Source organism: Xenorhabdus sp. SGI240, from assembly GCF_040081915.1.
GTDB classification, from domain to species: domain Bacteria; phylum Pseudomonadota; class Gammaproteobacteria; order Enterobacterales; family Enterobacteriaceae; genus Xenorhabdus; species Xenorhabdus bakwenae.
Window position 1 is genome coordinate 21,159 of record NZ_JBEBMB010000039.1, and the last position, 22,943, is coordinate 44,101.

The window sequence follows — 22,943 nt, forward strand, 5'->3', positions numbered from 1 at the left end:
CTGACCTGCCATGATATTCTGGTGATATTTGCACTATGAAATTTGTTTAGCTTGAAGTTATTTAAGGACGTTATTCAAGGTTTTTTACTCAAAGAGACGAACTGAGCGCCTTACATAACATTATGTTGTATTTTCAGTGGGGTATTCATGACAACGCCAAAGACAAGAATTGTCATCATTGGTGGGGGCGCTGGTGGTTTAGAGCTGGCAACGCGTTTGGGACACAAATTAGGGCGTAAGAAAAAAGCCGAAATTACTTTGGTGGATCGCAATAATAGCCATTTATGGAAACCACTATTGCATGAAGTTGCAACAGGGTCTCTTGATGATGGTGTTGATGCATTGAGTTATTTAGCTCATGCAAGCAACCATTATTTTAATTTCCAGCTAGGTACACTCACGAATATCAATCGTGAAGGGAAAAAAATTACTCTGGCTGGGATCAGTAATGAAGATGGTGATTTGTTGATACCAGAACGTGAACTGGCTTACGACATTCTTGTCATGGCATTGGGCAGCCAATCTAACGATTTTGGTACGGCTGGTGTGAAGGAAAATTGTATTTTCCTTGATAACCCGCAACAGGCACACCGTTTCCACAATGAAATGTTGAACCTGTTCCTGAAATATTCTGCAAATCACCGTGCAGAAGAAAAAGTGAATATTGCGATTGTTGGTGGTGGCGCGACGGGCGTAGAGCTTTCCGCAGAACTCTATAATGCGGTTAAGCAACTTCACAGTTATGGCTTTGAAAGCCTGAATTCAGATGCCCTTAACGTGACGTTGGTTGAGGCAGGGGAGCGTATCTTGCCTGCGTTGCCGACACGCATTTCCAGTGCAGCCCATCAAGAGCTGACTAAATTGGGTGTTAAGGTCTTAACCAAGACAATGGTGACCAGTGCTGATGAGCATGGGTTGAATACCAAAGAGGGTGAGCAGATCAAAGCTTCCTTGATGGTTTGGGCTGCGGGAATTAAAGCTCCTGACTTTATGAAAGATATCGGTGGATTGGAAACAAACCGTATCAACCAATTGGTTGTAAAACCAACTTTGCAAACCACACGGGATGATCATATTTTTGCCATTGGGGATTGCGCATCATGTCCGAAAAAAGAGGGGGGTTTTGTTCCGCCTCGTGCGCAGTCTGCTCACCAGATGGCAAGCCGTTGTTATGCCAATATTCTGGCACTGTTGAATGAAAAACCATTGAAAGAGTATGTTTACAAAGATCATGGTTCATTGGTTTCATTATCCAAGTTCAGTACTGTTGGTAGCCTAATGGGGAACTTGATGCGTGGTTCAATGATGATTGAAGGCCGCATTGCCCGTGTGGTTTATATCTCTTTGTATCGTATGCATCAGGTCGCTTTGCATGGATATATTAAAACAGGGTTGATGATGCTGGTTGGAGGAATTAACCGCGTTATTCGTCCACGCCTGAAGTTGCATTAATTAGCCCAAAATGGCTCATCTTGACGTAATTCATTGAGATGGGTCATTTACCTGTTCATTATATTTATTATTATACATACCATAATTATTCTTCTCTAAAGTTAATCTGGTTATTTACTATACCAAGCCAACTTCAAGATGCATGTTATATTTCCCCGCATAGCGGGGAAATATAAGGCCTCGCGTTGGCTTGCGGATTGCAACTTGAAGTTTATCGAGTATATAATGAATGAAACTGTATTTGAATCAAATTTAGCTCTCATTTTAATTAATTCATTATTATATGTGATAATTTTTTAAAATAATGCGCCATAATTATATTGATATGTTATACAAGATAGATTTAATTGACTTAGTTATGCATACCTACCTAATAGATAATCAAATAATTTATCAGCAGATTTAATTAATCGTTATAATAAAGCCTGTTTTAGTTAGGTTACCTTGGTATCACCATTTTACTACAGTCTGTAAGATCAGGTCGTTAGGGGGTATATCATCTATTTTTTGTGTTGTCTGTACTTTTTATGTGGCAACTTTTTATGTGATATGAAGAGAGAATATCACATAAATATTTATGTACTAACTCTTAATGAAATAGGTATGGAAGTTGTTTTTTTCGTAAAGTCAATACTGAAATTATTTACCATAATACATGACCACATGGATAAGTGACTAATGATTTTACTGACTTAATGGAATAGGATTTTTCTCAATAATGAACGTAGCGCACTTTTAGTTTATTTAAAAATAGTTGCGAAATATTCTTTTAATCAAATTGTGTGGAAAACTATTAATATATCAAGGTGCTATGTGGTTAAGCTAACGATAAGACAGTATGTAATGAGTGCTATAATGACTATTATTGCTATTGCCATCATTGGTATAGCTGCAACGTTCTATTTTGAATCTCCACGCCCCAGTGTTGCGCATGTATTATCTTCGGAACCTATCAAATCAACGGTTGTTTTTCGTCAATCCTATTGTCATATTGCAGTATTTCCCATTCCTGTTACAGTAAAAGGGATTACGCATAACCATTTGATTAAATATGAGTATCGTATTTTAAATCTTATTAACCACTTGAAAATTAATAGAAAATATCCTGCTTTAACACACTCGGCGTTAAAAAACTGTATAGAAATTTATTTTAAGAAACCACGTGTTGTTGCCTATGACGTAAATTATGTGATTGGTGAGCAACCAGGAAAAGTCAGGATAGAGTACAAACCCAATGACTCTATCCCTTTAAATGAGAAAGGACAATTGATCCTGAAATCGTATTCACAACAATGAATTTCTTTGACTTCTTAGCTGAAAATAAAAAGGATTGCACTTTTTCGCGCTTAGTTCACATTAAGTTGTAAATTTGTGAACTGGGCAAAATAGTGCAACCGTGACATTACTTTTTTATCGCGATCAAGTGGCTTGATTAGGCATCACTTTTGTGTAGATCGAAATTTTCTAATAATTGCTGGATAAACGATAAACGAGTAGCCCGCTCGGTTAATTCAGTCATAAATTTCAATTTATAGGGACCATCCAATCGGTAAATATTGGGCTGCGCTTGTAACAAACTAATTAAATAATTCGGGTCGACTTTATTATTACTACCAAATTCAATAAAACCTCCTTTTTCATGTGCTTCAATGCGTTTGATACCGAGTTGTTGAGCGGTCAGGCGAATAGAAGCAGAGTGCAGCAGTTGGCGTCCTGAATCGGGTAGAATACCAAATCGGTCAATGAGTTCGACTTTCAGCTCATCCAATTCGAGATTATTTTGTGCGCTGGCAATCCGCTTATAGAAAGATAAGCGTATGCTGACATCTGGAATATAGTCATCAGGTAAAAGCACAGGCATACGCAATTCTATCTCAGTCTGGTTGTTGGTGAGATCTTCAAGCGAAGGCTCCCGCCCATTTTTAAGGGCATCAACGGCACTTTCCAATAATTCCATATAGAGGGTAAAGCCGATGCTGGTCATCTGCCCGCTTTGGTCTTCACCCAACAATTCGCCAGCTCCCCTAATTTCCAAATCGTGGGTAGCCAATGCAAAACCCGCCCCCAGATCTTCGAGAGATGCAATGGCTTCAAGCCGTTTTTGTGCATCGCGGGTCATGGCTTTTGGATGTGGTGTCAGCAAATAAGCATAGGCCTGATGATGGGAGCGCCCGACACGCCCGCGTAATTGGTGTAATTGGGCCAGGCCAAAATGATCGGCACGTTCAATGATAATGGTATTAGCACTGGGAATATCGATACCCGTTTCGATGATAGTGGTACATACCAGAACATTAAAACGTTGACGATGGAAATCCGTCATAACGCGTTCCAGATCACGCTCACGCATTTGCCCATGTCCCACAACAATTCTGGCTTCGGGAACCAACTCTTCCAGCCGGGTTTTTGCCTTTTCGATATTTTCAACATCATTATATAAATAGTAAACCTGCCCGCCGCGCAAAATTTCACGCAGGATAGATTCACGTATCACCAGGCTATCATATTCACGGACAAAGGTTTTGACTGCCAGCCGACGGGCAGGGGGAGTGGCAATAATGGAGAGATCGCGTATGCCACTCATTGCCATATTAAGCGTACGGGGGATCGGGGTGGCGGTGAGTGTCAGGATATCAACATCTGCCCGAATCGCTTTGATACGCTCTTTATGGCGAACGCCGAAACGATGCTCCTCATCAACGATCAACAAACCGAGATCTTTCCAGCACAGATCACTTTGCAGTAGTTTATGAGTACCAATAATGATATCTACTTTGCCCTCCGCTGCCATATCAATGACTTGCTGTTGCTCTTTTGCACTCCGAAAGCGTGACATCACTTCAATGTGCACAGGCCAATTGGCAAAGCGATCGCGGAAGTTATCATAATGCTGCTGTGCCAATAAGGTGGTTGGCACAAGAACGGCGACTTGCTTATTATTGATGACGGACAAGAACGCGGCACGCATTGCCACTTCTGTTTTGCCAAACCCGACATCACCACATACCAGCCTATCCATAGCAATAGGTTCGCACATATCATCAAGTACGGCATTGATGGCCTGTTCTTGATCTGGTGTTGTGTCAAATGGAAAACTTTGGCAGAACAGTTGGTACTGTTCGCGATCATTGTGGAAAGCAAAACCCGGTTTGACGGCCCGTTGTGCGTAAACATCCAGGAGTTCGGCAGCAACATCACGCACCTTTTCAGCCGCTTTCTGACGCGCCTTGTTCCATGCCTCCCCGCCCAATTTATGCAAGGGAGCGCTTTCTTCAGCACCACCCGCATAGCGACTGATGAGATGAAGGGAAGAAATAGGCACATACAATTTATCTTTTCCGGCATAAGTCAGGATAAGATACTCTGCCTTAATGCCACCCGCTTCTAATGTTATAAGCCCCTGATAGCGCCCAACGCCATGTTCAAGATGAACAACCGGTTGCCCATGCCGTAATTCAGCGAGATTACGGATCAATGTATCGGTATTAATTGTGCGCCGATTATCCTGGCGACGACGGCTGACACGTTCGCCAAGCATGTCACTTTCACAAATCAGAGCGAGATTGTTATCTTCATCAACAAAACCTTGCTCTGCGGCACCAACCATCAAATAATAGCCAGAAGTATTGGCATCGGTTAGCTGGTCTATTTTTTTCGGTTTGATTTTGATGCGGGATAATAATTCTTGTATGGATTCCCGGCGTCCTTCACTTTCCACTGAAAACACGATCTTGCCACTGAATTGAGCCATAAAACGGCGTAATTTATCCAATGGCTCTTTTTGCTGTGCTGCAACCGATAAATCAGGCAGAGGATGATAGGCTAAGTTGGTATTTCTGGCCTTTTGGGGAAGAGGTTCATTATCAACTTCAATACGAGGCCAATTTTTCAATCCTGAGAATAGTGTATTGACAGGCAACCAGAGCTGTTCGGGAGCGAGTAACGGACGCATAGGATCAACTTTGCGGCTTTCAAAGCGTTGTTGCGTATCTTGCCAGAAACGTTCCGCAGCACTGACCAAATTCTGGGTAATCAATAGGGTATTGTCGGGCAGATATTCAAAGATGGCAGCTAAGGGATGTTCAAAGAACAACGGCTGCCAATATTCGATGCCAGCAGGTAGCACTTTTTTACTGACTTGCTGATAAATATGTTCAGCATCACGACGGACTTCGAACTGTTCGCGCCATTGGCTGCGAAACCGCTCAATCGCATTTTGATCGGTTGGGAATTCATGGGCTGGCAATAAATTGATCTTTTCCACTTCGGCCAGTGTGCGTTGGCTATCCACATCAAAAGTGCGTAGGCTATCTATCTCATCATCAAAAAAATCAATACGATAAGGATATTCACTCCCCATAGGGAACAGATCAAACAAGGCACCACGTGTAGCAAATTCGCCATGTTCAAGTACCTGTTCAACACTGCGATAACCCGCTTGTTCCAGTTCTGCCCGCAGTTTATCACGTGAAAGTCGTTGCCCCTTGTGCATGACCAATGCATGACCTTTGAGATAATCGTGGGGGCAGACACGTTGCATCAACGTGTTGACGGGAAGGATCAATGCCCCTTTCGTCATAAAGGGGAGGTGATAAAGCGTAGACAGGCGATTGGAGATAATTTCTTGGTGAGGAGAAAAACTATCGTAGGGCAAAGTTTCCCAATCTGACATCGTATTTATTGGTGCGTCGGTGAACTGTTGAATTTCATCACGCAATCGTAGGGCATTTTGCATATCTTTGGTCACCAGTAGTATTGGCCCTGGGTGACGTTCAATGATTTCGGCGCATTCAACGGCACAGGCTGCACCTGTCAAATGGCCCAAGCAGCGGGTATCGCCGCGGCTTTCAGGAAGTTGATAACGATATTTTGCTGACATAAGCGTTTGATGTGTTCCCTAAGATTCAGTCCATTCCCAACACATTTTTAACCCAGTAGCCTTACAATAAATACGCTGGCAGGTTGAGAGAAAGTAAAAAAAACCACAGAACCGGGATACGGGTGGTTCCATAAAGTATTGCTACCCTTTATTATCCTCGAACACTTTGCTTTGGCAACAGGGGCGTAACAGATTTCATGTTTCAATCTGTCTCATTATTTATAGGATTGCGCTATATGCGCGGGCGGGCGGTCGATAAATTTGGCCGTTTTGTTTCATGGTTGTCAGCGATTGGCATTACGTTAGGCGTAGCGGCCTTGATTACAGTATTGTCAGTCATGAACGGTTTTGAGCGTTCATTAGAAAGCAGCATCCTGGGCTTTATGCCGCAGGCTATCATTACATCGGAAAAAGGCTCTATCAACCCGGTTGAACATCCGAATAGCCAGCTTGCGGAATTAAAGGGGGTTAATCGCATGACCTCTATCGTACAAGGGGATGTGGTGCTACAGAGTCTCCACAATGTGGGTGTTGGTGTCATGTTAGGCATTAATCAGGACGAATATGCGCCATTGGCAGAACATCTTGTTAATGTTGATCGAAACCAGCTCCAACCCGGACGTTATTCTGTCATTATGGGCGAAAAATTGGCGGCCAAATTAGGGGTAAAACGGGGTGATCAAATCCGTATTATCGTGCCGAGTGCCAGCCAGTTAACACCAATGGGCAGAATTCCCAGCCAGCGTTTATTCACGGTAGCGGGTACATTTTTCGCCAACAGTGAAGCCGATGGTACGGAAATGTTAGTTAATCAACAGGATGCGGCCAGATTGTTGCGTTATCCCATTGGTCATATTACCGGCTGGCGTTTGTTCCTCAATGAGCCATTATCAGTAGATGAGTTAAGCCAGCAAACCTTGCCAAATGGGTTGATATGGAAAGATTGGCGCGAACGCAAAGGGGAATTCTTTCAGGCGGTTCGCATGGAGAAAAATATGATGGGGTTATTACTGAGCCTGATCATTGCTGTCGCGGCTTTTAACATTATTACCTCTCTTTCTCTATTGGTGATGGAAAAACAGGGTGAAATCGCTATCTTGCAGACGCAAGGGCTGACCCGCCGTCAGGTGATGGCCATTTTTATGATCCAGGGAGCGGGAGCCGGCATTATTGGTGCTGTATTGGGAACGGGATTGGGAATATTGCTTTCCAGTCAGTTAAATAACCTCATGCCGATTATCGGCCTGCTGGCTGAGGGCATTCAGTTACCTGTTGCGATTGACACTACGCAAGTGATACTGATCGCCATCAGTGCCATGCTGATCTCCTTAATCTCGACGCTGTACCCTTCCTGGCGCGCGGCTGCCACCCAACCTGCTGAGGCTTTACGTTATGAGTAATCACCCTTTATTACTGTGTCACCAACTGTGCAAAAAATATCAGGAAGGAAAAATTTCGACAGAAGTATTAAAGAATGTCACTTTTTCCCTGCAACAGGGTGAAATAATGGCCATTGTCGGGAGTTCTGGCTCTGGTAAAAGTACCCTTTTGCACTTGCTTGGTGGTTTGGATTCACCTACGACTGGTGAAGTTCGGTTCAAAGGGCAATCACTCAACCAAATGTCTTCGTCTGCGCGGGCAAAATTACGTAACAGTGAAATTGGTTTTATTTATCAGTTTCACCATTTATTGCCTGATTTTACTGCACTGGAAAATGTTGCGATGCCGCTCCTGATTGGTGGGCAAAAACGCCGTTCTCAACAAAAAGCGCGGGATATGCTGGCGGCGGTTGGGTTGGAAAATCGGGCACATCACCGGCCATCTGAGCTGTCAGGGGGAGAGCGCCAACGTGTTGCCATTGCGCGGGCACTGGTAAATGAACCGTCATTAGTGTTGGCGGATGAACCAACGGGTAACCTTGACCAACAAAATGCAGACAGTGTGTTTCAGCTCCTGCAAGAATTGAACCAACAGCAAGGCACTGCGTTTCTCATTGTCACTCACGATCTGACATTAGCTAATCAACTGGCTCGTCAGGTAGAAATGCGTGATGGGTATTTACAGGATGAATTAACCCTGACGGCGGGGGAGAGGTCATGGTAAATCTGCCTCTTGCATTATTTACCGCATTACGGTTCAGTCGGGACCGACGTCGTTCAGGAATGATTTCCTTGATCTCTGTCATTTCGACGCTGGGTATCATGCTGGGTGTCGCGGTGCTGATTATTGGCCTGAGTGCCATGAACGGTTTTGAACGAGAGCTGAAAAACCGGATACTTTCCGTCGTGCCCCATGGACAAATTTATGCGGTGGAGCCGCCTTTTCAGGATTGGGAAACCGCCCTTAAGCGGGTAAGAGAAACGTCAGGGATTGCCGGAGCCTCTCCCTATATTGAGTTTACTGGCCTGATGGAACGCGGTGAAAAACTTCATGCTATACAGGTACGTGGCGTCTCTCTGGATACCGAGATGAATGTGAGTACTTTACCCCAGTTTGTGCGTAATGGGGCATGGAAAACATTCAGGGCAGGAAAAAATCAGGTGATTTTAGGGCAGGGAGTGGCTCATGCACTGCGCGTGAAACAAGGTGATTGGGTGACTGTCATGATCCCCAATAATGATGCAAGCCTGAAACTTTTGCAGCCTAAACGTATCCGTTTACAAGTTGCGGGTATTTTCCAGTTAAGCGGCGTGTTAGATCACAGTTTAGCCCTTGTTCCTTTGCCTGATGCCCAGCGCTATCTGGATTACGGTCATGCAATAACAGGCATTGCCATTAAAGCAGATAATGTTTTTGCCGCAGAACAGCGTGTGTGGGATGCAGGTAACGCCACGGGGAAATATGTCTATATCAGCACGTGGATAAAAGATTATGGTTATATGTACAACGATATCCAGATGGTGCGTAGCATTATGTATTTGGCAATGATTCTGGTTATTGGTGTAGCTTGCTTTAATATCATTTCAACACTGATTATGGCTGTGAAGGATAAAAGCAGCGACATCGCCATCCTACGCACGCTGGGTGCCAGGGATAGCCATATCAGGGCAATTTTTTTATGGTATGGATTACTAACAGGCATGATAGGTAGCATAACCGGTGTTGTTGTCGGGGTTTTCACATCATTAAATTTGACGACTATCATTAAAGCACTGGAAACGCTGCTTGGGCATCAACTCCTTTCAGGAGATATCTATTTTATCGATTTTCTGCCGTCAGAATTGCATCTTATGGATGTGTTTTATGTTTTGTTAACGGCATTAGTATTAAGCTTGTTGGCGAGTTGGTATCCTGCTCGTCGGGCCAGTAAACTTGATCCAGCGCGAATTTTGAGTGGACAATAGTATATCGGGGTATCAACGCGTATCTAAGCACGCTATCGTATCTCGCTGAATCGGTAAAATGGATCGGCTGAAAGAACATACTAAAAACACATTAAGGAAATAATCTATGCGGGTTCTTCATCGGCACAGTAAATTTTACCGAGTCAGGCGATTACGGCGTCAGCGGTCATATAGACAAAACTTTTACAGGGATATCCGATTGGCAAATAAAATAGAAAAACCGTATGTGGTGGTTCTGACAGGAGCCGGCATTTCTGCTGAGTCAGGCATTCAGACATTTCGCTCTCCTGATGGCCTGTGGGAAGAACATCGTGTCGAGGATGTTGCGACTCCGGAAGGTTTCCAGCGTGATCCTGATCTGGTTCAGGCCTTTTACAATGCGCGCCGAAAGCAGCTACAGCAACCTGACATCCGGCCTAATGCGGCACATTATGCTTTGGCAGAACTCGAACGTGAGTTTGGTGACCATTTTTTATTGGTGACACAGAATATTGATGATCTGCATGAACGGGCGGGAAGCCGTCGGGTTCTGCATATGCACGGTGAATTACGGAAAGTTCGGTGTTGTCAATCAGGGCAGGTAGTTGAATGGACGACTGATCTCACTATGGAAGATCGCTGCCATTGTTGCCAGTTTCCGTCTCCATTGCGCCCTCATGTCGTATGGTTTGGAGAAATGCCATTGGGGATGGAACAGATTTATTCTGCCCTGGCTAATGCCGATCTGTTTATTGCTATCGGAACATCAGGCCACGTTTACCCGGCTGCGGGTTTTGTGCATGAAGCTAAATTGTCCGGGGCGCACACTGTTGAGTTGAATCTTGAACCTAGCCAGGTCGAGAATTTGTTTGATGAAAAACATTATGGGCCTGCCAGTAAAATAGTTACGCAATATGTTCAATCCTTAATTCAGCAGATGAAGGCAGATAAAAGCTGACTTGACGCAATGTCTACGCTATCCATCTGTTTCATAATGAATTCACATGAATTAGGGAGGAGAAGATGGATAGACTATTAGCGCGTTTTTTAAAATATATTGCATTTAATACTCAATCAAAACCATCCGCTAAAACCATTCCCAGTAGTGACGGTCAATTGGTTCTTGCCCAGGCATTATACGAGGAGCTGATCCAGCTTGGTTTTGCCGATGTCACCCTCAATGAACGGGGATGTGTTATGGCCACATTGCCATCAAATGTGGCAACACCTGTACCTGTCATTGGTTTTATTGCCCACCTCGATACCTCACCGGATTTTTCTGGCAAGCGTGTTAATCCCCAGATTGTGGAAAATTATCGTGGCGGCGATATTGCATTAGGAATGGGAGATGAGGTGTTGTCGCCAGTCGTGTTCCCTGTATTACATAGCTTGTTGGGAAAAACATTAATTACGACTGATGGGAAGACACTGTTGGGTGCTGATGATAAAGCCGGGATCGCTGAAATCATTACCGCACTGGTGCGCTTGAAACAGGGAAATATTCCCCATGGTGATATTCGGATAGCATTTACGCCAGATGAAGAAATTGGCAGGGGGGCGCACTATTTTGATATAGAGGCTTTCGGCGCAGAATGGGCCTATACCGTTGATGGAGGCGGAGTAGGAGAATTGGAATTTGAAAATTTCAATGCCGCATCAGTGGCAATCAAGATTGTGGGCAATATGGCTCATCTGGGCAGTGCTAAAGGTGTCATGGTTAACGCATTGACATTAGCCACGCGCATTCATCATGCTTTGCCGGCAGAAGAAACGCCTGAGCAGACGGATGGCTATGAAGGTTTTTATCATTTGCAGAGCATGAAAGGCACTGTCGAACGTGCCGAGATGCATTACCTCATTCGGGATTTTGACAGGGCTAATTTTGCCAAGCGCAAAAAAAAACTCATGGCTATTGCGGAAAAGCTAGGCAAAGGATTGCATCCAGACTGCTATATTGAATTGGCAATTGATGACGACTATTACAACATGCATAGCGAGGTGCTTAAATATCCCCATGTTATTGCCATTGCTAAACAAGCAATACAAGATTGTCATATTGAGCCGATAATCCAGCCGATCCGAGGTGGAACTGATGGCGCAGAGTTATCTTATCGTGGTCTCCCTTGCCCGAATATTTTCACTGGTGGCTATAATTATCACAGCAAGCACGAATTTATTTCATTGGAAGGTATGGAACAGGCCGTTAACGTGATTATGCGGATTATTGAATTGACGGTAAGTTATTATGTCCAGCCTGAATAATACGTCGTCATTAAGAAAAACTAAGGGGCAGTTTATCTTGCCCCTTGGTTTAGATTAATCATTAAAATACCAATAACCGCTATTGACCAAAGCCGTAAGCAGGCTGACAAATCGGACATCATCGATAGCGTCACCCAGCAGTTCAGCGTTGACTTTGTCATATTGGCAAATGGCATCGGCGGCATGGAGATGAGGAGTATCCATCAATTCGCCATTGACGAAACATTGATCGCCAACCCGCAGGACGCGCAGGCCACTCAAGCGATTTAATTCCTCGCCTTGTTTTAGCAAATCATAAATCTCATCGCTTTCATAAGGAGGTTCAGGCGGTGCCAGATCTAATTCATGGCGCGATTGGGAGATAAATTCACCAAACCAATGTTGGAAAGTTTCTGGTTGTTCCAACAATTCACGCATCATTGAGCGCAGTGTGTCCAACTCGTTTGTCTGGATCTGGGCTGGGTTATTACGAAATGTCAGTCCAGGATCACTGTAGCGATGGCTTCCCAGCTCGTTTGCCAGAATATAATCAGCAAATCCACTGAATAATTCACGGGCATTGGGGGCACGGAATCCCACTGAATAGTTCAGTGAATCCTCAATAGCATAGCCTTCGTGTGGGAAACCCGGTGGAATATAAAGTATATCGCCCGGTAACATCTCTTCATCAATGATTGCCTCAAAGGGTTCAACCTGCAACAAATCAGGATGAGGGCAATGCTGCTTCATGGAGACTTTTTCACCTACCCGCCAGCGCCTGCGCCCTTTTCCTTGAATGATAAAAACATCATATTGGTCAAGATGGGGACCAACACCACCGCCGGGTGCGGAGAACGAGATCATCAAGTCATCCATGCGCCAGTCAGACAGCACACGGAATGGTTTCATCAGTGCAGAAGAGGGGAGATGCCAATGGTCAACAGCTTGTACAAGCAAAGACCAGTTTTTTTCGCCTAAATGGTCGTAGGTTTCAAATGGTCCGTGGGAAACGTCCCAGCGCCCATTTTTCTGACTGACCAAACGGCTATCGATTTCATTTTCCATCGCCAGACCCGCCAGCTCATCGGGGGAAAGGGGATCAATAAACTGATGGAAACCCTGTTTAATCAGCAATGGTCGTTTTTGCCAATGGTTTTGCAAAAACGCCTGCCAGTCCAGATTTAGCTGATAATCCATGGTGACATCCTGAAGTGAGGGGTGAATTTCGCGCTATTATAACGAATAGTCAATGACGATATCAGATTTGGTTGAAATATTTTGAGATTGTGCTGGTTCTGACATGCTGGTGGGAAGTTGCCTGTGGGCTGGATAGTTATTTATTGGATGCTAGTATCAACGGGAGTGATGGCTCCCGTTTTTCATTAACTTCGACATATATTAGGCTCTATGTGCTATCTTTTTCTATTTTTTCCACAATCTTATTGTATTCTTTCCAAACAACAGACATTGGTGAACTCAAACAGCAGATAGAGATTGAACCCCCTGTTGCAGGGTGATATTCATACTTCGATTTTCCTCTATAAACTCTCTTGGGCAGTATATTGTCTTCGGGGTTTTTTCTTTTTCGCTCTAACATCAATTATAACCTCACTTGCAGATTATCTGATGGCCAGATAGTGGATTATTAACATCTTACTAACCTGTTATTGTTGTTTCCTATTGTAAAAATAACAACTGAAAATTTTAATATGCAATGGTGACTTTTTCCAACTATCACAGTATTAAAATTTAATAATCTCATCTTAAGTGAAATATCACTATATGTTTCCGGAAATTTTAGAAATTTAAAGATTAAACTTTGTAATTACCCAAATTTTTTTAATGAATTTGGTTATTACTACATTAATGATATAGCAGTGCGTGATTATCTAAATTTGTTCTATATATTTTGTTTGACATGACATCAATAACTTCCAGTTAACATAGGCTCTATACACGATAAACTTCAAGTTGCCATCCGCAAGACGACGCGAGGCCTTATATTTCCCCGCGCAGCGGGGAAATATAACACGCATCCTGAAGTTGGATGGGTATATATGCTGTGGGCATTGGAATAGGTATTAGATTGACGCTGGTTTTGATAGGTTGTATTTTAGTTGCCAACTGGTTTCTTATTTTAAGTCCAATTGTTAATTCATTTATGTTTCTTGCTTATATATGGGAAGAAAATTACTGCGTGTTTTTTGCGCTAAAAATATAATTAGGTGGCTTGAAATAAGAAATGAAGCGTTTATGGATATCAAAACAAATGTTCAATAACGCTAAAGTAAATGTAAAAATTTCATTAAAAGTTACCCATTGAAATAAATATTGTGTTACATTCTTTTCGCTTTAATGGCTAGTATCTCTGTGTTTTTCGTATACAGAATTATGTTACTTGTTAATTATAAAAGGAATGAAGCACAATAAAATTTCGCCGAATACGGCGCTATGGTCAGCTAATGTTTGCTAATTAGTAAGGGGAAAATATCTTGACGGATCTGATTAACTTCATTAACAACATTCTTTGGGACTATGTACTGATATACCTTCTCCTTGGGGTTGGTCTTTACTTCACACTGCGTTCTGGTTTTATACAACTTCGCCACTTTGGCCACATGTTTTCAATTCTGAGAAATAGTAATAAATCGGATGATTCGGGTATTTCATCTTTTCAGGCCTTGTGTACCAGCCTTGCTGCCCGTGTAGGAACCGGTAACTTAGCCGGCGTTGCTATTGCAATTACTGCCGGTGGACCAGGGGCTATTTTTTGGATGTGGGTAGTGGCATTTATTGGTATGGCGACTGCCTTTGTGGAAAGCACGCTTGCCCAGTTGTACAAGACGAAAGACGATCAAGGAAATTATCGCGGTGGCCCGGCTTACTACATGGAAAGAGGGTTGAAGAAGCGATGGATGGGAATTCTATTTTCATTTTTCCTTATTATCGCGTTTGGTCTTGTATTTAATGCTGTTCAGGCAAACTCAATTGCGGAAGCGGCTGCCTTTGCTTTTAATATCAAACCAATTTATGTCGGTATCGTATTAGTCATTACCAGTGGTGTAATTATTTTCGGCGGACTGCGTTCTATCGCCCGGGTCGCGGAATTGGTTGTACCATTTATGGCAATTTCCTATTTTATCCTGGCACTTTGGGTTGTTGGTCACAACATTGAACGTATCCCAGCGGTATTTGCACTGGTTATCAAGAGTGCCTTTGGCATTCAGGAAGCGATAGCGGGGACATTAGGCTATGGCATCTCCCAGGCAATGCTTCAGGGGGTTCAACGCGGATTATTCTCGAATGAAGCGGGGATGGGTTCTGCACCAAATGCGGCAGCATCAGCTTCTCCTTATCCACCACATCCGGCCTCTCAGGGTTATGTGCAGATGTTGGGGGTATTTATGGATACTATCGTTATCTGTAGTGCGACGGCGATGATCATCCTCTCTTCTGGTGTTCTTAACGAAAACGTTACCGCGATCAGTGGGATTGAATTAACTCAGCGAGCATTATCATCCGCTGTTGGACATTGGGGAACGATGTTCGTTGCGATTGCAATTTTCTTCTTTGCCTTTACGTCGATTATTGCCAATTACGCTTATGCTGAAAGCAATATGATATTTCTGGAGCGTAACCACACTGCTGGTTTATTTATCCTGCGATTGGCTGCGTTGGGTATGGTGATGTTTGGTACATTGGCAGACGTCCCTCTGGTTTGGAATATGGCTAACCTATCAATGGCGTGTATGGCTATTGTTAACTTGATTGCCATACTCATGTTGTCAGGTATCGCGATGAAACTGGCGAAAGATTATAACCAGCAGAGAAAATCAGGCAAATTACCGACATTCAATATTAATAGTTACCCAGAGATCCAACAGCAAGTTGAAAAAGGTATTTGGGATCATGATGCACCGCATAACGGTGAGAAGAGTAATTGCTGATACTGAAATGTCCATAGGATATCAGTAACACAAGACGACTCGTATCAAGTCACTTTATTAGCCAGCTATTCGCTCGTTCCGCGAATAGCTGGCTTTTATTTGTTCTTAAAAACATGCGGATAAGTAAAAGAACACCACATCTCTTTTTGTCTCATCTAATATATAATCATTACAATGTTATCTTTTTCTGTAAAATAGCTGACCGATCATGATAAAACGATTAATAATATGCCTATTTATCACATTGTTGATTGGTTGTTCTTATTCCCCTGAGCTAAAAGATAGAAATGGTTATATTGTTGACTATTCCTATCCTTATTCGACCAAGCAACGTATTGACTCAATTAGGTTTCTTGTCCTTCACTATACCGCGTTAGATGATAAAAGATCTTTACGGGAATTAACGGGAGGCCGCGTTAGTATTCATTACCTTATTCCTTCGCAACCGAGATATCAGGATAAAGAGCCGATTATTTTCCAACTGGTTTCAGAAAAGGAAAGGGCATGGCATGCGGGAAAGAGTGAGTGGAATGGATACCAAAGCTTGAACCGCTATTCTATTGGTATAGAAATTGTTAATTGCGGCTTTAAACAAGCGTTTATTAAAAAAGAATGGTGTTCATATCACCCATCACAAATTGACGCAATTATCAGATTGGCAAAAGATATTATGCACAGGCATAAGATCCAGGCTGTGAATGTTGTGGGTCATAGCGATATTGCCCCACTGAGAAAAGACGATCCTGGGCCTGTTTTTCCGTGGCGCGAACTTTATGAACAGGGGATTGGGGCCTGGCCCGATCATGCAACAGTGAATAAATATTTGGCGGGTAGAGCACCGGGTATGCGGGCGTCAGTCATATCAGTTCAGAAAGCACTGGCCCTTTATGGTTATCGTATTCCTCAAACGGGAATTTTGGATAGCGTCACTTATAAAACGATTCAAGCATTTCAGATGCATTTTCGCCCGTCAGACATTAGTGGCATTCCCGATGCAGAAACGGAAGCGATAGCTCTGGCACTGGTAGAAAAATATCAATAACGATTTATGCTTAATATACCAATCCAACTTCAGGATGCGTGTTATATATCCCCGCTGCGTGGGGAAATATAAGGCTTCGCGTCATCTTGCAGATGGCAACTTGAAGTTTATCGAGTATATAGAAACAGAATGATGTTTTTTGGAAAGAGAAGGTAGTGGATATAAGTAAGCCGAGGCATGGCGGCCATGATGAATGGCCGCTAACGATACCCGGTTTTATGATCCGCAGTTGTCAGTTAAATGTAGTGGAAGCTTAACTCCAAGTTCAATATCTGTACTTTGGCGAAAATCATAAGGTGTAATGCCGTACTCTTTACGGAACATATAGGTAAAATGGGATTGAGAGCCAAACCCGAAATCCAGGGCAATATCAAAAATAGGCAAAGAACTATTTTTCAACAGATAAACAGCGCCAGCCAGGCGTCGTTGACGGATGTACTTCCCAAGAGATATGCCGGTAACTTCCTTGAATATTTTCTGCATGTGCCAAAGTGAATAGCCAGAATAAGCAGCAAGCTCTTCAAGATGAATGACACGGCCAAGATGGTTTTCTATCCATTTACTCAGTGCGCATACAAGTGCTAAGTGGTTATCTTGTGCCATTACAATTTTAAATTGGTTGAAGGTTGGGGAAGTATACACAACTTCTTTTCAAGATGACAAAACCCATCATTAATAGAGGTACAGTGATTAGATTAAAAATTTTAATACACTATTATCACTCTATCATATGATAACTCTCTATAATATTTTATTATAAAGTTAACTACAATGAAATAATCCTAAGGTGACCTCATTGAATACTAAAAAAATCCTCTCAGCTCTATGCTTGATATTGATATGTTTGTTTTTGTATTTGTTAGCGTTGGATGTACATTGTGAGCAAGGTAATGATGTGTTCGAATTAGGTGTTTGTTCTATCACCCGATACTTACCTTTTTGACATTTAATCAACCATTATTTTGCCTGCATGTGTGTTAATATGCCTCCGCAGTACTCATTCTTTGTAAATGGTGTTTTAATATCCACTTGATACGAATTAACAAACTCAATATTGCGTTAAATTAGTATATAACTCAATCATATATAATATGTTGAAGGAACTATGTTGAGAAATTTTGAACTCAACAAATTTTGCGCAATGTAAGAATTTGAGAAGAGTTGGAGAATTTCTGGCTCTATTCAGGTACAACGGTTCAAAACAACAAATAAAACAACTTCTAATGAGACGGGTTCTAAGCATCGTAAAAAGAGGATTAGATGGCAGAACAACAAGAACAACAATCTACGCTTAAGCGTGGTTTAAAGAACAGACATATTCAGCTTATTGCTCTCGGCGGTGCAGTAGGAACGGGGTTATTTTTAGGTATTGCCCAAACTATTAAAATGGCTGGGCCTTCAGTGCTCCTTGGGTATGCACTCGGCGGGTTTATCGCATTTTTAATTATGCGCCAACTGGGCGAAATGGTTGTTGAAGAGCCCGTCGCGGGGTCATTTAGCCACTTTGCTTATAAATATTGGGGGAATTTTGCCGGTTTTCTGGCAGGCTGGAATTATTGGGCAATGTTTATTTTGGTTGGAATGGCAGAATTAACGGCTGTTGGTATGTATATCCAATATTGGTGGCCGGACTTTCCAACATGGATTTCTGCGGCAATATTCTTTGTACTGATTAATCTCGTCAATCTAATTAATGTTCGGTTATATGGTGAAACCGAATTTTGGTTCTCTATCATTAAAGTCAGTGCCATCGTCGGGATGATTATCTTTGGAAGTTATTTGCTGATTAGCGGTAATGGTGGCCCACAGGCAAGTATCACCAACTTGTGGCAGCAGGGCGGCTTTATGCCAAATGGGATTTCTGGCTTGATTATGGCGCTGGCTGTGATCATGTTTTCATTTGGCGGGCTGGAAATGGTCGGCATTACCGCAGCAGAAGCAGAAAATCCTGAGAAGAATATCCCAAAAGCTACTAACCAGGTTGTTTATCGCATCTTGCTGTTCTATATCGGTTCATTGGCTATTTTGCTGTCGTTGTATCCGTGGGAGAAGGTGGTAGAAGGCGGCAGCCCATTCGTTTTGATTTTCCATGATCTGGATAATTTCTGGGTAGCGAATGCGCTGAATGTGGTGGTACTAACGGCGGCGTTGTCGGTTTATAACAGTGGTGTGTATTGTAATAGCCGGATGCTGTATGGTTTGGCTAAACAAGGCAATGCGCCTTATGCACTCACAAAAGTTAACAAACGCAATGTCCCTGTCTTGTCTATTGGTTTATCCGCGCTGGTAACATCAATTGGTGTATTGATTAACTATGTTATGCCCGGTAAGGCATTTGAGTTGTTAATGGCATTAGTGGTAACAACTCTGGTCATTAACTGGATTATGATTTGTTGTGCTCATTTGAAATTCCGTTCAGCTAAAGATAAAGAAGGTGTCAAGACGAAATTTCAGGCACTGTGGTATCCATTTGGAAACTACCTGTGTTTAGTATTCCTGGCATTCATTCTTGTTATTATACTAACGATGCCACCAATTCGTATTTCAGTCATCTTGATGCCGTTTTGGATTGGTGTCTTATGGATTGGTTATTTGATTGTTCGCTCAAAGAAAGCCAAGAGATAAGCAGATTAGTTGCTAATCCATGCCATGTTTTTTCAGCCGGGTATTATGCCCGGCTGATTGTTATTGTCAGTAATAAATAATACATTACCGTTATTTTATGTAACTAAACACCATTCTCTGGTGAATTCTATTCTTAATAAAATATTATTTCTGTATTTTCTCCATAATGCAGAATAAGAATGTTTATACTCTTTTTTTGACAATGTAGTTTTATGTTAAACGCTAACTACTCCGGCGAAATGCACTTCATGAAATCAATAAATCGTATGAGGATGATCATATGGATGAATAGTAAAAAGTCATCCCACAAATATTATAATTGAACAATATTTAATAAAGGATAAACAAAAAGTAAGCTGATTACATGTAAAACGGCTATATTGTACGTTCAAAAATAATAAGTGAGATTAACCATAATTTTTACAGCTACCTAAAATGAATTTTGTATAACAATAACTCTCTGGCCTACACCATAACTGATAGGTAAAACAGTATTATATATTAGTCTTATTAAAGATATTATTTGGGGTGAATTTTTCTTTTTACGTTTATTCATGGGGTTATGCGACTTAAAGGTTATTGAGTAATTTCAAATCGGAATGTAAATTTAGAGTTTTAAATATGTGCGTTGTCTCCAGTACCTGAAAAAATGGCTTGCGATTATATAAAGAGTATGTGATAAAACACATGGGTAAACGAAGTACAGTTCTGTTAATAAATAACAGTAACTAATACTGGTTTGTTTATTTTGATGCCAATAGGCGAATAAAGTGATTCAAAGGAAATTTTTGAAATGGCAAAAATCACTGGTACTGTGAAGTGGTTCAACGAGTCTAAAGGTTTTGGTTTTATTACTCCATCTAACGGTAGCAAAGATGTATTTGTACATTTTTCTGCTATTACGAAAGATGGGTTTAAAACATTGTCTGAAGGCCAACAGGTTGAGTTTGAAATTCAGGATGGTCCTAAAGGTCCTGCTGCTGCAAACGTTAAAACTTTATAGTAATAAATTTAATTTAGCGGCTATCTGATTGCTGGTTAAATCTATTTATCGTTAGTTTAGTTTTATTATCTGGCGATAACCTATTGCAAATATCACTCTATTGGGATACTAATAGAGTGATTTTTTTTGACTCGGGGCGTTCTTTATTGAACTGAGAAGTACCCGTATTACCTGATTTGGATAATGCCAGCGTAGGGAAGTCATGGTATCTCTTATTCCGATACCCGCTTTTCTTTAGCTGGTGGCAGGAATCACCATAATGAGAATTAACTCACTGACTATCGCAGGAACCGATCCCGGCGGTGGTGCCGGCATTCAGGCCGATTTAAAAACCTTTTCTGCGCTTGGAGCCTACGGTACGACAGTTATCACTGCGTTGGTTGCGCAAAATACACTGGGTGTACAATCCGTTTATGAACTTGATCCCCTCTTTGTTGCTGCTCAGTTAGAATCCGTGCTTTCAGATGTCAGGATCGACAGTGCCAAAATTGGTATGTTGTCGAATGCGGCTAATATCGCTGTAATAGCAGAGTCGTTGCAGCGTTATCCTATTCCTTACATTGTACTGGATACTGTTATGGTAGCGAAAAGCGGTGATCCTTTGTTATCACCAGAGTCTGTTTCCGCAATGGTAGAGCAATTACTGCCGATCGTCTCTTTGATCACCCCTAATTTACCGGAAGCAGCAGCTATATTGAAATGTGATATTGCCAATACTGAAGATGAAATGTTATGGCAGGGGCGTGCATTACGTTCAATGGGATGCCAGACCGTTTTATTGAAAGGTGGACATTTAAATAATGAGGAAAGCCCGGATTGGCTTTTTACCTCGGAAGGAGAGTGGCGTTTCAGCGCTCCCAGAGTCAATACACGGCATACTCATGGAACGGGTTGTACTTTATCCGCAGCACTTGCTGCATTACGCCCCCGGTACTCTGATTGGCAAAGTACGTTGCCGGTTGCCAAAACATATTTACAAAAGGCGCTGATGCAGGCGGATAGTTTGCAGGTTGGTCATGGCATTGGGCCAGTCCACCATTTTCATCAATGGTGGTGAATTTTTGAATAATGGGGATGCAAAGATCCCCATTTTGAATGTACTGAATCTAATGGATTAGGCGATGGTAATTTTCTTATCGAGATAAACATCCTGTACGGAGCGGATTAACTCAACGCCCTCTGTCATCGATTTCTTGAACGCTTTGCGGCCAAGGATCAATCCCATTCCTCCGGCACGTTTATTGATAACGGCAGTGCGGACAGAATCACTTAAGTCATTGTTTCCAGAAGCACCACCTGAATTGATTAATCCAGCGCGTCCCATATAACAGTTAGCAATTTGATAACGAACGAGATCAATCGGATGTTCAGAGGTCAAATTGCTATAGACGCGTTTATCCGTGTGCCCGAACCCAATAGCAGTATAACCACCATTAGTTTCAGCCATTTTTTGTTTAACGATATCAGCGCCGATCGTTGCGGCCAGATGATTCGCCTGGCCGGTTAAATCGGCACTGGTGTGGTAATCAACCCCATCTTTCTTGAAAGCAGAATTACGCAGATAAGCCCATAACACAGTGACCATACCGAGTTCGTGAGCGCGTTCAAAGGCGGCTGAAATTTCTTCTATTTGGCGGCGTGACTCGGGAGAACCATAATAGATTGTTGCACCTACCGCAACGGCACCCAGGTTAAATGCCTGTTCGACACTGGCATACAAAGTTTGATCATATTGGGCGGGATAGGTCAACGTTTCATTGTGATTAAGCTTAACCAGAAACGGGATCTTATGGGCATAACGGCGAGAAACAGACGCCAGAACACCGTAAGTTGAAGCAACACAATTACAGCCTGCCTCAATCGCCAGTTCAACGATATTTTTAGGATCAAAATAGAGAGGATTGGTAGCGAAAGAAGCGCTGGCGGAATGTTCAACCCCCTGATCTACCGGCAAAATTGAGAGATAACCCGTACCTGCCAGGCGTCCATGATTCAATAAAGTTTGCATGGAGCGAAGAACAGTATTGGGGCGGTTATTTTCGAGCATGACTCTATCAACGAAATCTGTACCCGGAAGATAGAGATTGTCACGTGGAATGGTATTACATTGATGTTCCAATAAACTCTCTGCGTCTTTTCCTAACAACTTAACGATATCAGTCATGATTAACTCCAGTTTGCAAAAGGCGCTACTGATTGTTGTTTATATTTGAGCTGATCACAAGACAAGTGGAGAGGGAAGCCGTAGTGGATCGCTTCAGTTAAGACAAATATTGAAGTTATTCAGAAATTGGATTTATTTTTTCTCAAAATTTCCTTCATTAAACTGAATAAATTCCAACATGATTTATCAAGAGGTGTTTTTTTGATTATTATAAACACGGTTACTCATAAAAGGGTAATGAACATCCAATCAGGATTTGGAAGCATT

At 42.3% G+C, this 22,943-nt stretch carries 17 protein-coding genes and 1 riboswitch; of the genes, 13 read left to right on the forward strand and 4 right to left on the reverse strand.

Going from position 1 to position 22,943, the window contains the following annotated elements; all coding sequences use genetic code 11:
- Positions 1-147: 147 nt before the first annotated feature.
- Entirely contained in the window at positions 148-1,452 is a 1,305-nt protein-coding gene (locus ABLA76_RS09735; protein ID WP_348987775.1) for an NAD(P)/FAD-dependent oxidoreductase, read from the forward strand.
- A gap of 813 nt (positions 1,453-2,265) precedes the next feature.
- Positions 2,266-2,748 carry a UmoD family flagellar biogenesis regulator gene (gene umoD / locus ABLA76_RS09740; RefSeq protein WP_348987776.1) on the forward strand — a complete coding sequence of 161 codons (483 nt, stop codon included), beginning with the start codon at positions 2,266-2,268 and terminating at the stop codon, positions 2,746-2,748.
- Positions 2,749-2,884: 136 nt separating this feature from the next.
- Here umoD and mfd read toward each other — a convergent pair whose 3' ends face one another.
- Positions 2,885-6,331 carry a transcription-repair coupling factor gene (gene mfd, locus ABLA76_RS09745; RefSeq protein ID WP_348987777.1) on the reverse strand — a complete coding sequence of 1,149 codons (3,447 nt, stop codon included), beginning with the start codon at positions 6,329-6,331 and terminating at the stop codon, positions 2,885-2,887.
- Between the two features lie 197 nt (positions 6,332-6,528).
- On the opposite strand from mfd, the gene lolC reads away from it, so the two are divergent.
- The 5 genes from lolC (at position 6,529) to pepT (ending at position 11,916) form a co-directional block, all read left to right on the forward strand.
- Positions 6,529-7,731, forward strand: a complete 1,203-nt coding sequence (lolC, locus tag ABLA76_RS09750; protein ID WP_348987778.1) for a lipoprotein-releasing ABC transporter permease subunit LolC — start codon at positions 6,529-6,531, stop codon at positions 7,729-7,731.
- Positions 7,724-8,434, forward strand: a complete 711-nt coding sequence (gene lolD / locus ABLA76_RS09755) for a lipoprotein-releasing ABC transporter ATP-binding protein LolD (protein ID WP_348987779.1) — start codon at positions 7,724-7,726, stop codon at positions 8,432-8,434. Before lolC ends, lolD begins: the two co-directional genes overlap by 8 nt.
- A complete protein-coding gene (lolE, locus tag ABLA76_RS09760; protein ID WP_348987780.1) occupies positions 8,428-9,675 on the forward strand; it encodes a lipoprotein-releasing ABC transporter permease subunit LolE in 1,248 nt (415 codons plus the stop codon). Before lolD ends, lolE begins: the two co-directional genes overlap by 7 nt.
- 106 nt (positions 9,676-9,781) lie before the next feature.
- A complete protein-coding gene (cobB, locus tag ABLA76_RS09765) occupies positions 9,782-10,612 on the forward strand; it encodes a Sir2 family NAD+-dependent deacetylase (protein WP_348987781.1) in 831 nt (276 codons plus the stop codon).
- A 65-nt stretch (positions 10,613-10,677) separates the two neighbouring features.
- Complete coding sequence (pepT, locus tag ABLA76_RS09770) at positions 10,678-11,916, forward strand: peptidase T (RefSeq protein WP_348987782.1); 1,239 nt, start codon at positions 10,678-10,680, stop codon at positions 11,914-11,916.
- A gap of 54 nt (positions 11,917-11,970) precedes the next feature.
- Here pepT and ABLA76_RS09775 read toward each other — a convergent pair whose 3' ends face one another.
- Complete coding sequence (locus ABLA76_RS09775; RefSeq protein ID WP_348987783.1) at positions 11,971-13,092, reverse strand: cupin domain-containing protein; 1,122 nt, start codon at positions 13,090-13,092, stop codon at positions 11,971-11,973.
- Positions 13,093-14,387: 1,295 nt separating this feature from the next.
- Here ABLA76_RS09775 and ABLA76_RS09780 point away from each other — a divergent pair.
- Together ABLA76_RS09780 and ABLA76_RS09785 are read left to right on the forward strand one after the other, a co-directional pair.
- Complete coding sequence (locus ABLA76_RS09780; RefSeq protein WP_285810291.1) at positions 14,388-15,842, forward strand: sodium:alanine symporter family protein; 1,455 nt, start codon at positions 14,388-14,390, stop codon at positions 15,840-15,842.
- Positions 15,843-16,053: 211 nt separating this feature from the next.
- Entirely contained in the window at positions 16,054-16,884 is an 831-nt protein-coding gene (locus tag ABLA76_RS09785) for an N-acetylmuramoyl-L-alanine amidase (protein WP_348987821.1), read from the forward strand.
- A gap of 216 nt (positions 16,885-17,100) precedes the next feature.
- Here ABLA76_RS09785 and ABLA76_RS09790 read toward each other — a convergent pair whose 3' ends face one another.
- Positions 17,101-17,487, reverse strand: a complete 387-nt coding sequence (locus tag ABLA76_RS09790) for a helix-turn-helix domain-containing protein (protein ID WP_047767592.1) — start codon at positions 17,485-17,487, stop codon at positions 17,101-17,103.
- Between the two features lie 184 nt (positions 17,488-17,671).
- Between ABLA76_RS09790 and ABLA76_RS09795 the strand changes: the two genes are divergently transcribed.
- The 4 genes from ABLA76_RS09795 (at position 17,672) to thiD (ending at position 21,569) form a co-directional block, all read left to right on the forward strand.
- The gene (locus tag ABLA76_RS09795; protein ID WP_348987784.1) at positions 17,672-17,827 is read left to right on the forward strand and encodes a PhoP/PhoQ regulator MgrB; all 156 of its coding nucleotides are present in this window, start codon (positions 17,672-17,674) and stop codon (positions 17,825-17,827) included.
- 317 nt (positions 17,828-18,144) lie between these two features.
- Positions 18,145-19,509: an amino acid permease gene (locus tag ABLA76_RS09800; RefSeq protein ID WP_047767421.1), complete on the forward strand. Its 1,365-nt coding sequence runs from the start codon at positions 18,145-18,147 to the stop codon at positions 19,507-19,509.
- Between the two features lie 793 nt (positions 19,510-20,302).
- Positions 20,303-20,512 (forward strand): cold-shock protein, encoded by a 210-nt coding sequence (locus ABLA76_RS09805; protein WP_047767423.1) that lies wholly within the window; start codon positions 20,303-20,305, stop codon positions 20,510-20,512.
- A gap of 122 nt (positions 20,513-20,634) precedes the next feature.
- Positions 20,635-20,727: riboswitch (TPP riboswitch) on the forward strand.
- A gap of 44 nt (positions 20,728-20,771) precedes the next feature.
- Positions 20,772-21,569, forward strand: coding sequence for a bifunctional hydroxymethylpyrimidine kinase/phosphomethylpyrimidine kinase (gene thiD, locus ABLA76_RS09810; protein WP_348987785.1), 798 nt, complete (start codon positions 20,772-20,774; stop codon positions 21,567-21,569).
- A gap of 57 nt (positions 21,570-21,626) precedes the next feature.
- On the opposite strand, the gene fbaB is transcribed toward thiD, so the two are convergent.
- Entirely contained in the window at positions 21,627-22,676 is a 1,050-nt protein-coding gene (gene fbaB, locus ABLA76_RS09815) for a class I fructose-bisphosphate aldolase (RefSeq protein WP_348987786.1), read from the reverse strand.
- Positions 22,677-22,943: the final 267 nt, after the last annotated feature.